This is a genomic window from Ruegeria arenilitoris, from assembly GCF_013035425.1.
Classification (GTDB): domain Bacteria; phylum Pseudomonadota; class Alphaproteobacteria; order Rhodobacterales; family Rhodobacteraceae; genus Ruegeria; species Ruegeria arenilitoris_A.
The window spans coordinates 22,859-40,614 of record NZ_WQHX01000015.1 but is presented as its reverse complement, the minus strand read 5'-3'; the positions used below and the strand labels follow the sequence as shown (position 1 = coordinate 40,614).

Genomic DNA, 17,756 nt, shown 5'->3' with positions numbered 1-17,756 from the left:
TCGCATCGCGAAAAGATGGGTCTGTTTTGGTGCTTCAGGAAACTGATCGATCAATTCTAGTCGTTCACCCAACCAACCCCATTCAACTAACTACAATCCCTCTCACATCTCTCAAAGGCTACTCGGACGCCGCTGAGATGCTCGTCGGCAATCCATTGAACAAGGGACCTGAGGGCATCGCCGTCGACCCGGAATCCGGGCGGGTCTTCATTGGCATTGAAGGACAACCAAGGTTGTTAATGGTCGTATCACCAGAGCTAGACGAAATTGTTGAGATCATCCCTTTGGATCGCGAGTCTGGTTTTATGTCTGATCGCGTAGGGGACGATGAACTGGATTTGAGCGGCCTGGCATGGTCCCGGTCCTCACGTTCTCTTTGGATTGTGAGTGACAAAAGCCGTCAGATCTTCGTCTACAATCCAAAATCCAAGTCAGTAAAGTTTATCAGTTTGACGTTCACAGAAGATGGAAAACAAAAAGAAGTTAAGCATCCCGAAGGGATCGCTCTCGATGAGACCAGAGGGCTTCTCTATATCCTGACGGACGATGCCAAGAAATCGCGGCTCTATGTTTTTGAGCAACCGGAGTTGTGAGGACTGTCCTACGAGTTCTCTACTCTACGTGGTTGAAAAGCGGGGTTGTGTAAATGAGTGCCGTCTTATGTGCAGCATATCAAGTAAATCTGCGCTCTTTTCGATATGTTTCTAAAAAACATCACCCATCAATATATTCGAATAGCGTCAGGTTCACACATGCGAACCACGTAATAACATTGGGCTTCAACATGCTCAGTCACCTTAAGGTTATCGATAATGCCCGTATCCAATTCGGTTGTAATTGCGATCATTTGCACTTTAGTGGCCTTTGTTGCAGTTCCAAAATACAGCATTGCCCAAACCTGGGACATCGCATCACAGCACTCTGTCAGCGGCGTAACGGTATATGATACGGATGAGCTGTTAACGTTTGCCGGTCAGTTGGCCTTTGATCGGTCAGGGCGCATCACAGCAGTGGATGTCGCATCAACGATCACGCAGATCTACCGAGAAGACGGTTACTTCTTGGCTGAGGCCTGGCCTGGCCCCGATGGGCAGAGCATAATTGTTGATGAAGGGCGGATTCAAACCATCGAAATTGAAGGCGTGGATACTCGCACGTTTCAAACACTAGAGAAGATTTTCCAACCCCTCACCACCTCCTATCCCATAACGCTGAAACGATTTGAGCGGGCAGTGATGCTGGCCGAGGACATACCTGACCTGGAATTGTCGACCGAACTTGATTACCCGGATCAGGCTGGTGCTCGGCTGAGAGTATTGGGAGAGCCACTGCGAAAACAAGCCGGTAGTGCGACACTCGACAACCCTCCGCGTGAGCTTGGAGAAGCGCTCAGCTTCTATGTCGTACAAGAGTTTTATTCAACGCTGACCGTCGGAGATTTGCTGCGATTCGAGGGATCAGGCAATTACAATTGGGACAAAGACGATGAACACTCTTTATGGGGCGCTCTTACCTATCGCACGCCGCTGAACAGCAATGGTCTGTACGGTGAGATCTTCTACGGGAACATAAACGCAAAACGTGACCTCTCAGGGGACTTTGCAAGAACGGATATTGATGGCGAGAACTTCACCGTCGCGTTGGGTTACCCCGTGATCCGCGATGTGGCCCGTTATGGATATCTTCTGCTGGACTATCGCCTTTCAAAAGCGGATTCAGTCAGTGGTGGCGTTCCACTATCCAGTGACGCGAGTGTCGTTGGCCTTACATATCTTTACGGGCAAAACTATCCAAAGGGACAAGCTCTGGAAGCGGGGCTAACCTTATCTTTTGGTGACAATGACAACGACACGACAGACGCGAATTTTGACGACGGGGACTCTTCGTTCTGGCATCTACGAGGCGGCGTCGGATACGAAAGCCCGCTAACGGGCTTGTCTCCCAACACAGCTTGGCGAACCGAGATCTGGGGGCAGTACACAACAGACCGGCTGCCCTCAGTCGAAGAGTACTTCCTTGGTGATCGTTATGCTTTGCGCGGATATCGTTTTGACGAAGTGGATGGTGATTCCGGGATTTCCGCGATTTTCGAATTGTCTCATTCCTACTTCCCCAGTTCCCAGAGCATACATCGCTTAACGCCCTTTGCCTTTTTCGACGTGGGTTACATCTCGAACAATGACCCAGCGAGTTTTGAAGTTGATAATGCTACACTGGCATCGACAGGTCTGGGTTTGGACATCGAGTTTAAGCAAAACCTATTCCTGTCCGGATACGTTGGTGTCCCTTTGAGAGACGGTCCGTTGACTGACTCTGGCGATCCTGGCGCGTATCTTGCTCTGACAACAAGTTGGTGAGGATGTTATGAAACGGAACCGCATTGCTTTACTTACTGCAACTTGTTTGTTTGCAGAACTGGCCGCTACGCAAGTCGTTGCCGGCGGAAATCATTACGGGTGGTGCCGTGGCGTTGGTAATCCACACCAGTCGAGCCAAGGATGCGGGCAGGCCGGTGGGCAAGGGGCAGGCAATCAAGTTACCGGTCCAACGCAGCCAGTGGCAAATCAATTGCCACCTCAGGGAACGCCGCAAACGCCCACGTCCGTTGCTGTTCCGGTCCTTGCGCCGGGTGCGGTCCCGAATGCAATTCCCGGTCGGGTTCCTATCGCAACTCCAATAGCGGTTCCGGGTCAAGTTCCAACACCCGTCGTAGCGCCGACCCTAGCTCCGCCTTTGGTGCCAAATCCGACACCAAACCGGGTTCCGACAGCTGTTCCCAATCAGGTTCCGCCATTGGCCACCGGGCCTACTACTGTGCCGCCGCAAGTTTCGACTGCTACTCCTAATCAAGTTCCGATAGCTGTCCCTGGCCAGGTTCCGCCTCAGCCTAATGTGCCGCCCCTTGTGCCAACAGCGACACCCAACCAAATACCAGTCGCCGTTCCTGGTCAGATCCCGCCTCAGCCTACCGGCCAAACTGCTGTGCCACCGCTTGTACCGACTGCAACTCCTAATCAGGTTCCCATAGCGGTTCCTGGTCAGGTTCCACAGTTGACACCAAGACCCACGGCAACTCATGTAGCCGTCCCAGGACATCAGAACCCACAAGGTGTCGTAACAATCATGCGCCCAAGGCCGAGGCCAACAACCGGTACTGTTCAGCAACCTGGCGCAACAAAAGTGACTCACCATTTAACCCACCAAAGCAATTCAAAGAAACACGACCATGTGGCAGCAACACCTGGACGACATGACCCGCACGACTTGCCGAGGTTCCGCAACGCAGCGGCCAAGGAAAACTGGGAATGCGTTGCCAGCGGATTTGGACAGCGCCGGTATGACGCTGGGCGAGGCGTGTTGCTGAACAACGGGGCGTTGCGGCACCTCGGAAACGTGGACGCAATGGCACGGGATGTACCTGCTCGGCATCCAAAACACTCTGGTTGCATTATTTCGGTCAAGCGAAAGCAGCGCTGACGCTCGCCTGGCAGGTTTTGCTCGGACAATGAGATTAGTCGACCAATAGTTCGCCAATTGTCATCTGGATAATTGGATTTCGTATTGCCCTTATTCCCCGGCGTTTATGTCGGCTGGCGTAGCCCAACAATGCTCCGCACCCAAATCTACCTCAAATAGGCCAACAATTTAAAGTGCCGCACTTCCACGAAGCGCCTCCGACCATCTGGGTCGGTCAGGTTAGGCAAGCGAAACTTTGAACGGCAACTTTGCAAAGTCAGCTTTCTTCGTATTGCTGTGATTAGAGCTTCGCGCAGCATCGGTCAAAGTGGGCTCAAGGCAGTCATCTGAGTCTTTCAGTCAGATGACGGCTTAGGAACGGATAGCGGTCATTGTTGGTGGTCATTCCGAGAATTTTCGCCTGAAGGTCTGCATTGAACGACAGCGGACGTTCGCTGAAGTCTGCTGAACGACCGGTATGCGGACAAAGCGGACGCTCAATCCATGCGTTGGCCGCGGCGCTTCTTGGCGACTATCTCGCGGACAAGTTCACCTTTCATGTTTTGATTTTGATCTCCGATATGCTCTAATCGCAAAAGATCGTTCGCCGGAGGTCAGCCATGCGCAGCATCGTAATCGCACTCATATTCGCGATCTTTGCGGGAACATCTTCGACAGCTCAGGAACGACCTAACATCGTTCTGATCTTCATGGATAATTTCGGCTACGGTGAGCTGGGCGTTTACGGTGGTGGCATACTCAGAGGCGGACCCACTGAGCGGATCGACGCACTGGCTGCAGAGGGAATGCGGCTTTTGAACTTCAATGTTGAGGTGCAGTGCACACCTTCGCGTTCTGCCCTCATGACGGGTCGCTACGCAATACGGTCAGGCAATGAGAGCGTCCCAATCACAACTGGCCTCTACGGGCTGACCCAATGGGAATACACGCTGGCTGAAATGCTTTCGGACGCCGGGTACCGAACCGGGATGTTCGGCAAGTGGCACCTTGGTCATACCGAAGGGCGGTTCCCGACCGATCAGGGTTTTGACGAATGGTACGGGATACCGAACTCGACAGATGAATCCCTATGGCCCGGTCAGCCGCAGTTTGATGAGACGGTTCCAGAAGGCCTTAGCGACTATCTGGTACCTGAATACATTTACGAGGGACGAAAAGGCGCGCGCCCGGAGAAGCTCCGTGTCTACGATCTTGAGGAACGGCGTGAAATCGACGGTGAGCTGACCAGCCGTGGCATCGATTTCATGCGCAGTAGCGTAGCGGCAGGAGATCCGTTCTTTCTGTTTCTTCCGTACACTCAGACTCACATGCCGGTAACGCCGAGCGCTGAGTTTGACGGCGAGAGCGGCAACGGAAACTGGGGCGATGTCCTCATGCAGATCGACGCCTACACCGGGCAGTTGCTTGACGCGATTGATGATCTGGGAATTTCGCAAGAGACCGTGTTCATCTTCACTTCCGACAATGGCCCCGAGATGCTCCCTGGGCATCACGGCTGGGGCGGGCCGTGGCGGGGATCCTACTTTACCGGCCTTGAAGGTTCACTGCGTGTGCCCTTCATCATCCGATGGCCGGGGAAGGTTCCGACCGGGGCCGTCTCCAATGAGATCGTCCACGCGCTTGACCTTTACGCGACGCTGGCGACCTGGTCAGGAGCGACATTGCCGGACGACCGCGTGATCGACAGTATCGACCAATCCGCTTTCTTCACCGGTCAGACGGAAAGTTCGGCGAGAGACGGGTTTATTGTCTATGTTGGAGCGCGCCTGTTCGGCGTGAAATGGCGAAATTGGAAGATGATGTTTCATGAGGTCGCGCGCGGAACAGATGCGCTCCTAACCTACGACTTTCCGCGGTTCTTCAATCTCTACAACGATCCCAAGGAAGAGTATCCCCTCACTCCGGATACAGCCGGGCATTTCTGGGTTCGCTGGCCTATGGGTGAAATACTTGCCGAGCATACCGCTTCTCTTCAGATAGAGCCGCCGATCCCCGCAGGTACGCCGGACCCATACACACCAGACTGAATGCTAGAAAGAAGCTGCAATGGGTTCGCGTCGCCATTTGCGGCACCTAATCTAAACGTCCACTATCCGCGCTAGGCTGTCGTTCACGGAGCTCGATCGGACCGACCGCTTCGGGCTCAAGGCAGTCATCTGAGACTTTTCGTCAGAACACGGCTTAGGAACGGATAGCGGTCATTGTTGGTGGTCATTCCGAGAAATTTCGCCTGAAGGTCTGCATTTACCAGCACCAGACATTCGTCGAAACCTTCTGAACAGCAGAGTTTCGGACAAAGAAGACACTTAAAAATACAATTCGCGACAATCTTTTTTATGCCTGCTAGTCTGGAGGGGTGGGACCTACCAAACACATCGGCATGTCGATCGACCAATTTCTGAAGGAGATTGGACTCGAAGATTATATCGATGTTTTCAGAGATGAGGCTGTGGAGCTCGAAACACTCCGGGATATTAGCGATGAAGATTTGCGCTTGCTTAAAATGCCTCTCGGGCACCGCAAGAAGTTACTTCGGGCCGCTACAGAATTCGCACATATAGAGAGCACCCGTACAGATGATAAGCCAGAAAACCGACGTGTCACGGTATTGATTTCCGATCTAGTTGATTCAACGCGCCTGATTCAAACAATGTCGGCCGAAGATCTGCGCGATTTGTTGGCCTCGTTTCACATGGCCAGCGCGCAAGCTATCGAACGGCAAGGGGGCCATGTCGCCAAGTATCTTGGCGATGGGCTGATGGCTTACTTTGGGTATCCAAACGCGCATGAAGATGACGCACTTCGTGCAGTCGAAGCTGCTCTCGCACTTAGGCATGCAGCGAGTAGCATTCCGTTGCCTGAAGGCGACGTTTTGCAGGTGCGCATAGGCATTCACACCGGTCGAGTCGTGGCGGGTGAAATGGGAGCGGGCCGCACGCGGGAGAAGCTTTCTATTGTTGGTGAAGCGCCAATTGTCGCATCACGACTCGAACAATTGGCTGAGGCAGACGAGATTTATGTTAGTGGTGCAGTACGTCTACTGGTCGAGGGTTTTGTGAACACCGAAGCCATCGGCGAACAAAAGCTGAAAGGAATTGATCACCCGCTTCGGGTGTTTCGTGTATTGGGCCGAACCAATGCCAAAAGCCGTATCGAAGCCCGCAGCGAACGTGGCCTGACCAAAATTGTAGGTCGAGGCGCTGAAATCGCCCTGCTGCAATCTCGGTGGAAAAATGTCTGCGAGGGCGAGGGGCAAACAATCCTTTTAAGTGGAGAACCCGGCATAGGAAAGTCTCGTCTAGCCGCGCATCTTCACGATCGGCTGATGCGAAGCAATTCTGCATCAGTGATTACACAATGCTCCGAGCAACATAGCACAAGTGCGCTTTATCCTTTCATCACGTTGCTTGAAACGACCGCCGGAGTTTTGGACAACGATTCAAAGAAAACCCGACTATCGAAATTGTCAGGTCACGTTGCGTCCTTGCTTGGCAGCGAGGCGGCCAAAAGCGTCGAAGACTACTTGTCGATCGAAGAAACCCCAATGGGTAACGGTCAGCCAACACAGAAGCGTCGAGACTTCATTGCGACTCTGTTGGATTGGCTTTGCCAAGCCGCAAAAAACGGAAATTCCTGTTTGATTTTTGAGGATGCACATTGGTCCGACCCCAGCTCGTTAAAATTGCTCACTCAACTGATCGCGCGCACTCGCCAATTGCCAATGCTGGTGGCAGTCACCGCGCGCCCTGGATTTGATCCCGAGTGGGTTAGACAGCAAAATGTGACGGCAATTTCGCTGAATCGGTTGGGGCGCAGAGCAAGCAGAGAAATTGTTCGCCAAAAACTACTGGGGAAACCAAGCTACCTGGACAGAGCTGAAGAAATTGTAACTAGGGCTGAGGGAGTGCCTCTTTTCCTCGAAGAGTTCTGTCGGGCATTGCAGGACAAAGGTGAGGGGAACGGCATTTCCACGATACCTGAAACGCTAGACGAGTCCTTATCCACTCGCCTTGACGGTTTAGGCCAAGCCAAACGTCTTGCTCAAGTTGGCGCAATGTTGGGGCGCCGGGTTCCACGAGATCTTCTGGCCAACGTTTTGAACGCAGATCATGCTAACATTGATCAGCTCCTTTCCAAGTTGGTTGAGGCTGCGATCTTTGCGCGCGAAGACCACGGAGGTTACGTTGAATACACGTTCACTCACGCTCTCGTTCAGGACGCAGCATTCGCAAGCCTGTTGAAGCGCGAGCGAGCTAATTTGCATAGTAAAATCGCTGATGCGTTGATCGATCTGAGCGGAGACAGCCGGTTTCCAGATGAGGCAATTGCGCGTCACCTCTTTGAGGCTAAGCGCTTTGATGAAGCGGTTCATCTATGGTTCCGCGCTGGACGCCTGATGCAGCAACGGTCGGCGGACCATGAAGCGATCAAGCATTTTCGCGAAGCGCTCGCAGCACTCAAATTGCTCCCTCTGTCCGACGAACGGGACAGAAGAGAGCATGAGCTTGTCATGGCGCTCGCACCTCTAATACTTGTCGTCAATGGCTGGAGTGCATCAGAGACATATGAGATCTACGCAAAAGCAAGGGCTCTTTGCGAAAAATTGCACGATCGCCGAGGATTGCTGCCAGTTAACTACGGTGAGTATCTGATACATGTGTCCAGGGCGGAATATGTTACTGCGCTCGCTTTAGCCCGGGAGCTGCTGGCGCTTGCGGAGGAACTTGAAGACGAGGCAGGGCTTTTGCAAGGTCACCGGGTCGTCGCTTGGTGCTCTCTTTATTTGGGTAGATTGGCTGAAGCGGATACGCATGCTCAGAAGCTTCTTGCGATGTACGACCGAGATCGGCATCAGAAAGTCGCATTGGATTATGGCTATGATCCCCGCGTTGCTGGGCTTTCCATTCTGGCAATTGTAAGTTCGTTGCGAGGAGAAAATGAAGTAGCCGAGCGACTTGGTGTTGAAGCGCTAGAGCATGCACGCAAGATTGGGCACGCTAGCAGCCTTGCATACGCCCTAATGTTTGCTTGCGCAATGTCGGCAGCAATGCGCGCGGACGCCGAGACGGCCAAGCGGTATGGAAAGCACCTGAAATCACTAGCCGAAGAGCAGGAGAGTGAATTGTGGTCTGCTTATGCCGACGTGATACTTGGATGGTCTGGCCAAGAAGGATCAGATTTCGTTCGAGGGGCTATCCACAGACTGTCTCTGACGGCGCGTAACCCATGGCTTCCGTTTTTCCAAACACTTTGCGCCGAACTTTTGATGTCTGAAGGAGAGCAGAGCACCGCACAGGATTTGCTACATGACGCTCTGTCATTCGTTGAGCGAAGCCAAGAGCGGAACTGGGAGCCTGAAATTTACCGGCTGCTTGCCAATACGGTGTCCGGCACGAACGCAGATCATCAAGCTAAAAAGCGCGACTGGCTGAGGCACGCAGTCCAAGCGGCAACAAGGAGCGGAGCAAAGGCCCTCGAACGGCGCGCGCGGCGTGATTTGTCGGAAAATACGACAGAATGCTAAATGGAAAGCCAAAATTGCCGCGCGACAGTTTTGGGATCGGGTCAGTCATTCGCTCAACAGCAGCGACTGTCTAATTTGCGGACTAAGTCGCCGTTCCATCCAATTGGCCGATGGTCCTAAAAAATTACTGCGTCTAGATGCTAAACACAGGAGTAGCTCCGGATAGGCCCTTAAACTTTTGATTTCGCAGAAATTCCGCTTCTCTGGTTTCCTCCAATGCTTCGACAATCGATGCGTCTACAAGTGTTTGTGCAGGCTCTGCATGTTCGCACAAGCGCGCGGCAAGATTCGGGACATGTCCAATTGCGGCGTAGTCGAACCGGCCCTCAAATCCAATGCAGCCAATAGTAGTTACCCCTTTTGCGATACCTATACCAAGGCTTAGGCCCAACCCTCCCTTTTGAAAGGGCGTAAGTGCTTTTGCGACCTTGGCATGTAGCTCACGTGCAAAAGCCACAGCATGCGCGGTGGGATCGATTGTTGGCAATGGTGCATTAAATAAAACGACTATTCCATCACCCAAGAAACGCTCGAGTGTTCCTTGATGTTGCTCGATCAATGGTCCAGCGCAATTGTGAAATACATTGAGTGCTTCTATCACCACTCCAGGCTCAGAAGCTTCCGTAAAAGTCGAAAATCCCCTTAGATCTGCGAACAGAACGACAATGTCCGCTCTTCGATTCTTAAGCAAATCGCTATCGTCGCCACCCGAAATAACTTCTTCTGCCACCTGTCTTGGTAGAAAACGGCGCAAGCGATTGAACCGTTCAATCTGATTGACCTGTTGATTTACTCGATCTTCAAGCTCCTTGTTCCAGCCTTGCACTTCGTCATGCAAAGCCTTTATCCGAAGCATAGAACGTACACGAGCAATGAGCGCAGTGCCGTCTACAGGTTTGGTAAGATAGTCATTTGCGCCAGCCTCAAGTCCTTGCACCATATCTTGAGTATCCGAACGTGCTGTTACCAGAACCACAGGAATAAAGGGGAGAAGCGGGTCCATTCTCAAACGTCGACAGACTTCGAAACCATCCATCTTGGGCATCATTACATCCAGCAAGATCAAGTCGGGCAACAAATCAGTAGCTTTTTCTAAAGCGTCCTCGCCATCTATGGCCTCGGCAGTAATGTAGCCGTTCGCGTTTAGACGCATTGACAGCAGGTTGCGGTTGTCCTGTTGGTCATCGACAATCAGAATGAGTGGTGGGTCCTGCATTTTTCCATTCAGACCTGTTCAACGAACGCTATGACTTTTGCTAATAGGGCACGCGGGCTGTAGGGCTTGGCGACATAGTCATCGCATCCGGCTTCCCGTGCTTTAGTTTCGTCGCCGGACAAGGCAAAGGAAGTTACCGCTATGATTGGAATGTTCGTTCCAATGGGATGCTTCTTTATCTGACGAGTGGCGTCGTAACCGTCTAATTCCGGCATCTGGATATCCATCAGGATTAGGTCGGGCTTCTCAGCAATTGCTCGATCTACCCCTTGCGCTCCGTTTTCGGCCTCTAGCACTTCGAAGCCGTAATTTCCGAGAAGGTCGCGAAGTATGCGTCTGTTATCGGCCTGGTCTTCAACAACAAGTATTCGCTTCGACATGCCTTAGCCCCTCGCGGTTTGGAGTGGAAGAACAACTGTGAATGTCGAACCCTTGCCATGGCTGCTGTCCACTTCAATCCGACCACCGTGCATTTCTATGATTTTTCGAGAAATAGCTAGACCGAGGCCAGTACCCCCAGCAGCGCGCGTCGACGAAGCATCAGCTTGCTTGAATTCCAAGAAAACTTTATCAAGGTATTCTTCGGCAATTCCAACTCCTGTATCAAATACGGTCACCACAAACGACTCGTCATCACATGCCAAATTGATATCGATGTACCCCTTGTCGGTGAATTTTACGGCATTCCCGACGATGTTGAGTATGACTTGTCTAATGCGCCCAGCATCGCCGTACCCGGCCGGAAACCCGCCGTCGACTTCAGTTCGGATGTTCAAGCCCTTGCTCTCTGCTAAAGGTTCGATCGTGGCGACCACGTCTTTGATGATCTCGGGCATCGAATATGTGTCCAAGGTTAGTTCGAGTGCCCCAGCTTCGATCTTCGAAATATCAAGAACATCGTTGATCAATGATAAAAGAACCTTGCCGTTGACCTCAACTCGATGCAGCGGATCGTCGATTTTCTGGGGAACCGGACCATAAATACCGTCTCGGATCATTTCTGTGTATCCAAGGATCGAATTCATCGGGGTCCGCAATTCATGACTCATATTGGCCAGGAACTGCGACTTATGCAGGTTCGCGGTCTCGAGCTCATCATACAGCGCTCCCAGACGTTCCGTCATGCGGTTAGCGCTGCGAGCGAGATCGCCTAACTCGTCTGTATTCTTGATATTCGTTCGGGCAGTGAAGTCGCCTTGAGAGACTTTTCGTAGCGTGAGCCGGATTCGCTCAATCGCAAGGATCAAAGATTTGCTGATCAGAAAACCAAGCAAAACTGCCGCAACGACGGCCAACCCAGCAGCGACCAGCATCATTTGCCGCGACTGATCAAACGCGTTTTGGTTAACCAATGCTCTCGAACGCATATCACCGCGCAATAGCGCGTATCTTTTACTTATGCTATTGTCCAACGACTTAATTATCGGGACCAACCGCAACTCAAATATTGATTTCGCAACCGCAATCTGCCCGGCTTCAAATCGATCAACGACTTCAAGCCCTATTCGATTTATTTCCTGGGTCTTTCGCGAAACTTCCGCTATTTCGTTGGTCGAAAAAATGCTGAGATCAGGTTGGTTCCTTGACTCCACAAGATGACCAAGCGACTGAATAACATGCAGCTTATCTTCAAAAAAGCCTGCGCTATCTCCGAGCATGGTGTTACCTCCAGTCTCGGCAAAAATCGCTGTTCCATTCAACCAGATTTGTTGCAAACTATTATCAAACACTTGTAGATTTGACAGGCGAATCTGATCTTGAAGCAGCTCAGCGGTTCGAAGATTTGCTTTGCGCAACTCAGATAGCCCGGTGAACGCCAAAATTAGCATTACCCCGACTATTCCAAGAAACGCGGCCAGCAATTTGGTTCTTATAGTTATGTGCAGACCGCCGGATCGGTTGGCGCTGTTTATGTCTAGCTTCTCCTCGGTTTCGGCGAAATCAGATGTTTCGGCAGTCATGCCATTGGTCCCGACAATTTTGCTTGGATGTGCAATAACGTGATTATGCAACAGAAGTGTTAGATCGCAAAACTGGCGGGCAAATTAAAAGAAACTACGTCGAATGACTTGCTATACCAAACGTTAATTCAATCTATTTAGACCGCTGCCGTGGCGCATTCTGGGTCCCTATCGTGCCGCACGACAGCTACGCAATTTCGAAGGTGCGCAACTAGTCGACTGCCAAATCCTTCAAGCCGCGGCCATCTACGGATTGCGGATCAACAAGGTTTTCGAGCCGCATGAATGTGGTGAAATGTTCCCGGCCTTCACGGAAAATCCGGCGCTACGCCGCCGCAACATCTTCACTTATGTCGATGCCTGCGATATGGTGCATATGGTCGATTGCTGCTTCAAATCCGACGGTTTGGGCAACGAAGTTTTCTACGTCTCCAACGACTACATGTCAGTTGGTATCACGTCAGGCGAAGAAGACGGTCGGATTCCAACTGAAGCATTCTTAGCGCAATGTTTTGGAACAATCAGGTTGTTTTAGACGGTAAGTCAAACGATCTTAAAAGGACCTCCTATTGGCTTTTTCGACTGCGGCGAACGACCGAATTGGGCTCGAAGCAGACGATCGCTGCGCTAGTACGAATGTCCGCTTTGCGGAAGAAGCTGACGTTCAGTTCGAACCAGCAGGCCCGTGAATTTGGCTCCGAACCGACGTCCATAAGTGGACTCAAATGCTGCGGACGCAGCCGACATTGCCGTCATGCGTTGCGATGGCGAAAATGCTTCTTCTGCGAGCGACCACAAATGAGACGAACTGCCCCGAGTGTCGCACAGGAGCTCATTTCTACCTTAGGATTTGGTACAATGGTTCCATCTGCTTATGGTTGGCTTAAGCTGTTGAATTCGGAGGCCCGTATGTTTCGGCTGATTGCTGTAGCTCTGTCGCTGTTCATCTTTCCGCTTGAGAAGGCATTGGCGGAAATCATCCATCTCCACGCTAAACGTGGAAATATTGAGGGCGTTCTCGCGGAACTAGATAAGGGTGTACCGCTCGAACTTCGCAGTACGAACATGACAAGCGCACCGGGCGTTACACCGCTTTTTGTAGCCGCAAAATTCGGCCATACCGAGTTGGTTAAACTTCTTCTTGCGCGGGGTGCCGATCCAACAATTTTTTTCTATCAGGGAAATGATACTTATACGGTTGGAACCGCTCTCCACCATGCGGCCGGGTATGGCCACATCGAAGTGGTAAAAGTACTCATTGAGGCTGGGGCGGACCCAGCCAGCTATGAACCATATATCTCAACTCCTTTGCATCAGGCGCTGAGAGCGGGGCACATCGAAATCGCCGAGGTGCTCATCGAAGCGGGAGCGCCTCAGCGAGTAGAGCGCCAACCGATTTCCGATAAGTTGCAGGGTGCCGATATTTCAAATGGTGAGTTTCTAGCCAAGGGGTGCGAAATCTGCCACGGTAAACCTTCGTCGATGGGAATTGCCGGCGATAATGGGCCCAATTTTTGGGGAGTATTCGAACGACCCTCTGCGTCCGATCCCGAGTTTCCTTACTCAAGTTACTTGCGCGAATTAGGTTTGGTTTGGGATGCGGATACACTGAATAGCTATCTCGCTAGCCCGTATCAGTTTGTACCCGGGACGACCAAAGTGATGCTCGGAATTGAAAATGAAAATGATCGCGCGGATCTCATTGCATATCTAGCAACTTTGAAAGATTGAGGGCCGAGCTGAAATCGCTTGGGCGACCAGTTTGTCCCGCTTTGCTGTGAAGTGACAACAAGCAGCGAATGTCTACTTTGCGAACCAAGCTGACATTTGCAGAACTACCAAACTACTGCTTTAGGTTGAGTTTGGAATACTGTACTGGCTGCTCAAGTCCCTTGAGGCTCCTAGGCTCCTATTCGAGAAAAGAGAACTCACCACGGACTTCGTCGGCCACATCATTGCTCGCAAGCACTTCAGTATCCAATGCCAGACCACACAGCCTCGAAGCAACATTCGAAACTGTACCAATCGCGGCATAATCAAGTCGCCCTTCAAACCCGATTTGCCCTAAGCTCGCAATGCCCTTCGCTATACCCACACCAAGGCCAAGTCGGCGAACTGGGCTTTGAAATCTTTCCATAGCGGATCTGAACCCGTGCTGAATATCCATTGCTAGTTTTACTGCCCGCGTTTCCGGGTCAGAGCATTTTATCGGTGCGTTGAACAGGACAACCAGCCCATCACCGAGAAACCGCTCCAGCGTACCCTCATAGCTTTCAATCAGCGGCCCGACATACTTGTGAAAGGCGTTGAGGGCGTCAGTAACAACTTCCGCTTCATTCGTCTCAGCAAAGGCCGTGAAACCACGCAAATCAGCAAACAGGACTACGATTTCGGCGCGATGGCGGGCAAGCAACAGAGTATCGTCTCCTGAGGCGATAATCTGATCAGCGACCGGCTTGGGGAGAAATCGCCGCAGCCTGTTGGTTCTTGATATGATTTCGACTTGTTCGGCAACTTTGCTTTCAAGTGTGTGGTTCCATTCTCCTAGTTGCTCCGTTGTAGAGTTTACTCGCTCGGCGAGTTCGCCTAATTCGTCGCCGTTGGAAACACGCGCTCTCGCCGAAAAATCTCCTTCTGTTACTTCTTGCAACGCTGTTCGAATGCTGCCCACTGGTCGAACAATTGAAGAAGATGTTGTGTAGCCCAACACCAGCGCAATAAACACAGCGAAAACCGAAGCAAAGCCTACAACCTTTTGCGATCGCAGGAATGCTGCTTCGTTTGATTTAACCAAACTGTTCATACTAACGCGAGACTGAAAAGTCAGTTTGACCGTATCTCGATCGAGGGCTCGCAATGCTCTTATTAGAGCAGTGTCAAATAGCAACCTTGCGGCTTCGCGTTGACCAGCTTCGTACAGTCCGACCACTTCGCGCCCCGTTTCTACAATTTCACCCGTTCGATGAAAATACTCATCCGCCTTCTCCATATTAGAGAATCCAGAAGCTTGTTCGGCACCTGCAACGTTTGCCCCCGCGATCTTCTGAAGCCAGGTCAAATCAGTTGATAGTGGGTTGGTAGAAGAGTCCTGCTCGTCAAGCCGTGCGGTCTGTAGGTGAGGCCACGGCTCAGAAAAACAAGGCTCCGACCACCAAACCAACGGCAAACCAAACGGCAGGGTGCAGCGGTTTACCCTCTTTTGGCTTAGTCATGTGTTTGCACCACATTTCAGCGGGGACGCCACATTCTTCACAAGGTTTGTTAGATGTACGTTTCATCACAATGACTTCATTTGCTAAGCTTGCTCCACGTCTCCCATCGCCAACAACAACAGAATTGCCAGAAACGGCGTTGAAACAACCGCAATCAAAAACCAGACGACGGGATTACGGCCACGGTTCAAAGCCAAACCTACAGGCAATACATACAGGATGTATAAAGTTGCCATCATAAAGAATAATGCAATTTCAACAGGCATCGCTCACCTCAAGCATCGTGCCGTTTGGCTATCTTCACAAAAATTCCGATAACAAAACCTACAATCAGGACTATTATTCCCTGATCAATTGCATCACCTGAATTTGTCGTTGCCAGATACCTTGCTGAAGCGGCGAGGTTTTCTTTTACTCCCGGAAACTGAAGCGCAACAAAGAAACCCGTCCCAATTATGAGAAATCCAAAAATTACTGCCACCCATGCGATAATTGAACCAAGTCTAATCATTTCTAAACTCCTTCAATTCACTTTGCTTTGGATTTGGCGATTTCTTCCAGCACATCTGCCATCCGCTTTATTTTCAGCTGCGTTTCGTCTGAAGGTACTTACAATCAAGTAAATCAACAGTATCGCTACTGCGATATTGATCATGCCGGGCATTGAAATATTGTTGAGCATGTTCGGCTCCTAAATACGGTCATTCAAACTATCCGCTGCATATCGTAATTACCGCGTGACAAACGCGTTTGCTTTTCAAAGCCATTGTCGTTGGAATTTCCGCCAAATCTATGCGTTATCCGGCAGATGAACGCTGTACGTGATGCACTACGTATCACCAATCAGTGGGCAGCGTTATTTCTCCGGCACCATCATTGCTCTTTCCATAAGTCTCTTGAGCGAACTCATTTCACTACTTTGAGACGCGTTCCAAATAATCAAGACGACAATTACGATCCACTTCATCCAACGCACCTTCCCGGCCAAATAGGCGCGCTATATTTCCACTTCAAAATTCACCGTTTTTGTAACCTCAGAACATATAGGCGTAGCTTGATTGCATCGCAAAAAGAGCACTTCCGAAATCATTTTGTTTCCATATAAGAAGCAATGTACAATGATTGTTTACGAAACGTGGACTTTCTTGTTTTCACAAGTGAAGCCGGGAAGTTTTGCTTCCGAAGAACCCCACAAGTGGGGCTGAACAGCAACCTTTTCAGCCCCCCGGCAATGTGGACTTTTTTCCGGTCTACGCGCCCTAAGTCATTTATTGCTACCGCAGACAGCCCGCGTTGCCGCGTCCCCTTTAAAATTGGCAGCGCGGGTTTTTATTTTCTACTAAGAAAACACAATCCAACTACAAAAATGGCGGTTATTCACAAGCAGTTCTGAGGGTGCGGCCCCACATATTGGGCAACACATTTGAAGGACAGAACGATGCTTAAAATAATACCATTTGCATTAGCGGCAGCTATTGCGATACCTGCTAGCGCGAAGGCTGGCCCACGGGTGCTGGAAGATGTCGTATCTCCAAAAAATTTGGAAACCGTCTCGGTTGTTATTGAGGATGAAGCCAAAGATGGCTGCTGGACAAATATTGGTGAAGCGCGGACCTACGCCGAGGATAAATTATCGGAACTAGGTTAGCAGACCCAGGTTTAAGTAGCGCCCAGCAGATTACTTGAGCGACAGTGCTGTTAACAAAGCTATCGTCTGATTGATGCTTTTCTGTCAAAGTGGTTCACACTGCGAATAATATGACAGCTTTTGTCACCCACGGAACTTATTCTGGAATCGTTGTCCAACAGCACCGGTTGTTTTCGCAAGTACAGCGGCGGTGTTTTTGCGTACGAATATTGCGAGTGGGAATTGGTAAATTGAACAATGAAAGTAGAAAGATTATTGCCGTTGCGTTTGGTTCAGAATTCCTCATCATCAATGCTGGTTTGTCGTTGGCCGCAGCCATCAGGGCGTCTTGCGTAAGGAAGAATCCAACTGCCCTCCATGAGCAGTCTGAGTTTCCTTATTTCGCCGTTTAACGATTCACTGCAGGTCGCCATGGCAGATGATTACGCGATGGTGCGGACACAGCAGTATGATGACCCTGCCATAATCGTTCGTAGTTTCCTGCGTAACGGATCTGCTATGAACGCCCGAAGCTAGCTGACGCTGCTGCTCTGTGATTGCGCTTGTACCTGGTCGAAAAAAAGCGGAAGAATACGACAAGCGCAGCTTCAAACGCCGCAACCGATTAGAGACCATGTTCGACAGGCTGGAAGACTAGCGCCGTTTGGCAAACTGTCACGACAGGAGCCCGAAAGTCTACCTCTCTGCCATCGCGCTGGCGGCACTCGTCATTTGCTAG

Annotated in this window: 15 protein-coding genes and 1 pseudogene; 10 read left to right on the top strand and 6 right to left on the bottom strand. The window is 51.0% G+C overall.

The genetic code is table 11. The annotated features are described in order from the left end of the window. The 5 genes from GOV45_RS22610 to GOV45_RS22590 form a co-directional block, all read left to right on the top strand. Positions 1-593, top strand: a 593-nt coding sequence (locus tag GOV45_RS22610; RefSeq protein ID WP_170482623.1) for an SdiA-regulated domain-containing protein, incomplete at its 5' end; no start/stop codon positions are given. Between the two features lie 219 nt (positions 594-812). Beyond that, entirely contained in the window at positions 813-2,357 is a 1,545-nt protein-coding gene (locus tag GOV45_RS22605; protein WP_170482621.1) for a ShlB/FhaC/HecB family hemolysin secretion/activation protein, read from the top strand. A 7-nt stretch (positions 2,358-2,364) separates the two neighbouring features. After that, positions 2,365-3,477 (top strand): hypothetical protein, encoded by a 1,113-nt coding sequence (locus GOV45_RS22600; protein ID WP_170482618.1) that lies wholly within the window; start codon positions 2,365-2,367, stop codon positions 3,475-3,477. 599 nt (positions 3,478-4,076) lie between these two features. Next, positions 4,077-5,504 (top strand): arylsulfatase, encoded by a 1,428-nt coding sequence (locus tag GOV45_RS22595; protein ID WP_170482615.1) that lies wholly within the window; start codon positions 4,077-4,079, stop codon positions 5,502-5,504. A 353-nt stretch (positions 5,505-5,857) separates the two neighbouring features. Further along, positions 5,858-9,001, top strand: coding sequence for an adenylate/guanylate cyclase domain-containing protein (locus GOV45_RS22590; RefSeq protein WP_170482613.1), 3,144 nt, complete (start codon positions 5,858-5,860; stop codon positions 8,999-9,001). A gap of 133 nt (positions 9,002-9,134) precedes the next feature. On the opposite strand, the gene GOV45_RS22585 is transcribed toward GOV45_RS22590, so the two are convergent. From GOV45_RS22585 to GOV45_RS22575, 3 genes are read right to left on the bottom strand one after another with little or no spacing between them, the layout of a single operon-like run. Then, complete coding sequence (locus GOV45_RS22585; RefSeq protein ID WP_170482610.1) at positions 9,135-10,217, bottom strand: adenylate/guanylate cyclase domain-containing protein; 1,083 nt, start codon at positions 10,215-10,217, stop codon at positions 9,135-9,137. 8 nt (positions 10,218-10,225) lie between these two features. Beyond that, positions 10,226-10,597, bottom strand: coding sequence for a response regulator (locus tag GOV45_RS22580; RefSeq protein WP_170482606.1), 372 nt, complete (start codon positions 10,595-10,597; stop codon positions 10,226-10,228). Positions 10,598-10,600: 3 nt separating this feature from the next. Next, positions 10,601-12,178, bottom strand: coding sequence for a sensor histidine kinase (locus tag GOV45_RS22575; protein WP_170482604.1), 1,578 nt, complete (start codon positions 12,176-12,178; stop codon positions 10,601-10,603). A 253-nt stretch (positions 12,179-12,431) separates the two neighbouring features. On the opposite strand from GOV45_RS22575, the gene GOV45_RS22570 reads away from it, so the two are divergent. Together GOV45_RS22570 and GOV45_RS22565 are read left to right on the top strand one after the other, a co-directional pair. Continuing rightward, positions 12,432-12,713 carry a hypothetical protein gene (locus GOV45_RS22570; RefSeq protein WP_174823746.1) on the top strand — a complete coding sequence of 94 codons (282 nt, stop codon included), beginning with the start codon at positions 12,432-12,434 and terminating at the stop codon, positions 12,711-12,713. A 263-nt stretch (positions 12,714-12,976) separates the two neighbouring features. Beyond that, positions 12,977-13,909, top strand: a complete 933-nt coding sequence (locus GOV45_RS22565; RefSeq protein WP_170482600.1) for an ankyrin repeat domain-containing protein — start codon at positions 12,977-12,979, stop codon at positions 13,907-13,909. Positions 13,910-14,087: 178 nt separating this feature from the next. On the opposite strand, the gene GOV45_RS22560 is transcribed toward GOV45_RS22565, so the two are convergent. The 3 genes from GOV45_RS22560 to GOV45_RS22550 form a co-directional block, all read right to left on the bottom strand. Beyond that, a complete protein-coding gene (locus tag GOV45_RS22560) occupies positions 14,088-15,167 on the bottom strand; it encodes an adenylate/guanylate cyclase domain-containing protein (protein WP_170482597.1) in 1,080 nt (359 codons plus the stop codon). Positions 15,168-15,473: 306 nt separating this feature from the next. Further along, positions 15,474-15,656: a hypothetical protein gene (locus tag GOV45_RS22555; protein ID WP_170482595.1), complete on the bottom strand. Its 183-nt coding sequence runs from the start codon at positions 15,654-15,656 to the stop codon at positions 15,474-15,476. Between the two features lie 8 nt (positions 15,657-15,664). Further along, entirely contained in the window at positions 15,665-15,901 is a 237-nt protein-coding gene (locus GOV45_RS22550) for a hypothetical protein (RefSeq protein ID WP_170482592.1), read from the bottom strand. 927 nt (positions 15,902-16,828) lie between these two features. Here GOV45_RS22550 and GOV45_RS22545 point away from each other — a divergent pair. The 3 genes and pseudogenes from GOV45_RS22545 to GOV45_RS22535 all read left to right on the top strand — a co-directional run. Next, positions 16,829-17,038 carry a hypothetical protein gene (locus GOV45_RS22545; RefSeq protein ID WP_170482589.1) on the top strand — a complete coding sequence of 70 codons (210 nt, stop codon included), beginning with the start codon at positions 16,829-16,831 and terminating at the stop codon, positions 17,036-17,038. Positions 17,039-17,395: 357 nt separating this feature from the next. Continuing rightward, positions 17,396-17,554, top strand: coding sequence for a hypothetical protein (locus tag GOV45_RS22540; RefSeq protein WP_170482587.1), 159 nt, complete (start codon positions 17,396-17,398; stop codon positions 17,552-17,554). Between the two features lie 28 nt (positions 17,555-17,582). Then, a pseudogene (locus GOV45_RS22535) lies at positions 17,583-17,756 on the top strand (IS5/IS1182 family transposase); the annotation flags it as partial.

Bases quoted from the DNA above. Each gene is read 5' to 3' on its own strand.
- GOV45_RS22560 (WP_170482597.1), bottom strand. From the start codon at position 15,167: ATGGAGAAGGCGGATGAGTATTTTCATCGAACGGGTGAAATTGTAGAA.
- GOV45_RS22605 (WP_170482621.1), top strand. From the start codon at position 813: ATGCCCGTATCCAATTCGGTTGTAATTGCGATCATTTGCACTTTAGTG.
- GOV45_RS22550 (WP_170482592.1), bottom strand. From the start codon at position 15,901: ATGATTAGACTTGGTTCAATTATCGCATGGGTGGCAGTAATTTTTGGA.
- GOV45_RS22580 (WP_170482606.1), bottom strand. From the start codon at position 10,597: ATGTCGAAGCGAATACTTGTTGTTGAAGACCAGGCCGATAACAGACGC.
- GOV45_RS22545 (WP_170482589.1), top strand. From the start codon at position 16,829: ATGCTTAAAATAATACCATTTGCATTAGCGGCAGCTATTGCGATACCT.
- GOV45_RS22600 (WP_170482618.1), top strand. From the start codon at position 2,365: ATGAAACGGAACCGCATTGCTTTACTTACTGCAACTTGTTTGTTTGCA.
- GOV45_RS22565 (WP_170482600.1), top strand. From the start codon at position 12,977: ATGAGACGAACTGCCCCGAGTGTCGCACAGGAGCTCATTTCTACCTTA.
- GOV45_RS22555 (WP_170482595.1), bottom strand. From the start codon at position 15,656: ATGCCTGTTGAAATTGCATTATTCTTTATGATGGCAACTTTATACATC.
- GOV45_RS22575 (WP_170482604.1), bottom strand. From the start codon at position 12,178: ATGACTGCCGAAACATCTGATTTCGCCGAAACCGAGGAGAAGCTAGAC.
- GOV45_RS22540 (WP_170482587.1), top strand. From the start codon at position 17,396: ATGAGCAGTCTGAGTTTCCTTATTTCGCCGTTTAACGATTCACTGCAG.
- GOV45_RS22585 (WP_170482610.1), bottom strand. From the start codon at position 10,217: ATGCAGGACCCACCACTCATTCTGATTGTCGATGACCAACAGGACAAC.
- GOV45_RS22590 (WP_170482613.1), top strand. From the start codon at position 5,858: ATGTCGATCGACCAATTTCTGAAGGAGATTGGACTCGAAGATTATATC.
- GOV45_RS22595 (WP_170482615.1), top strand. From the start codon at position 4,077: ATGCGCAGCATCGTAATCGCACTCATATTCGCGATCTTTGCGGGAACA.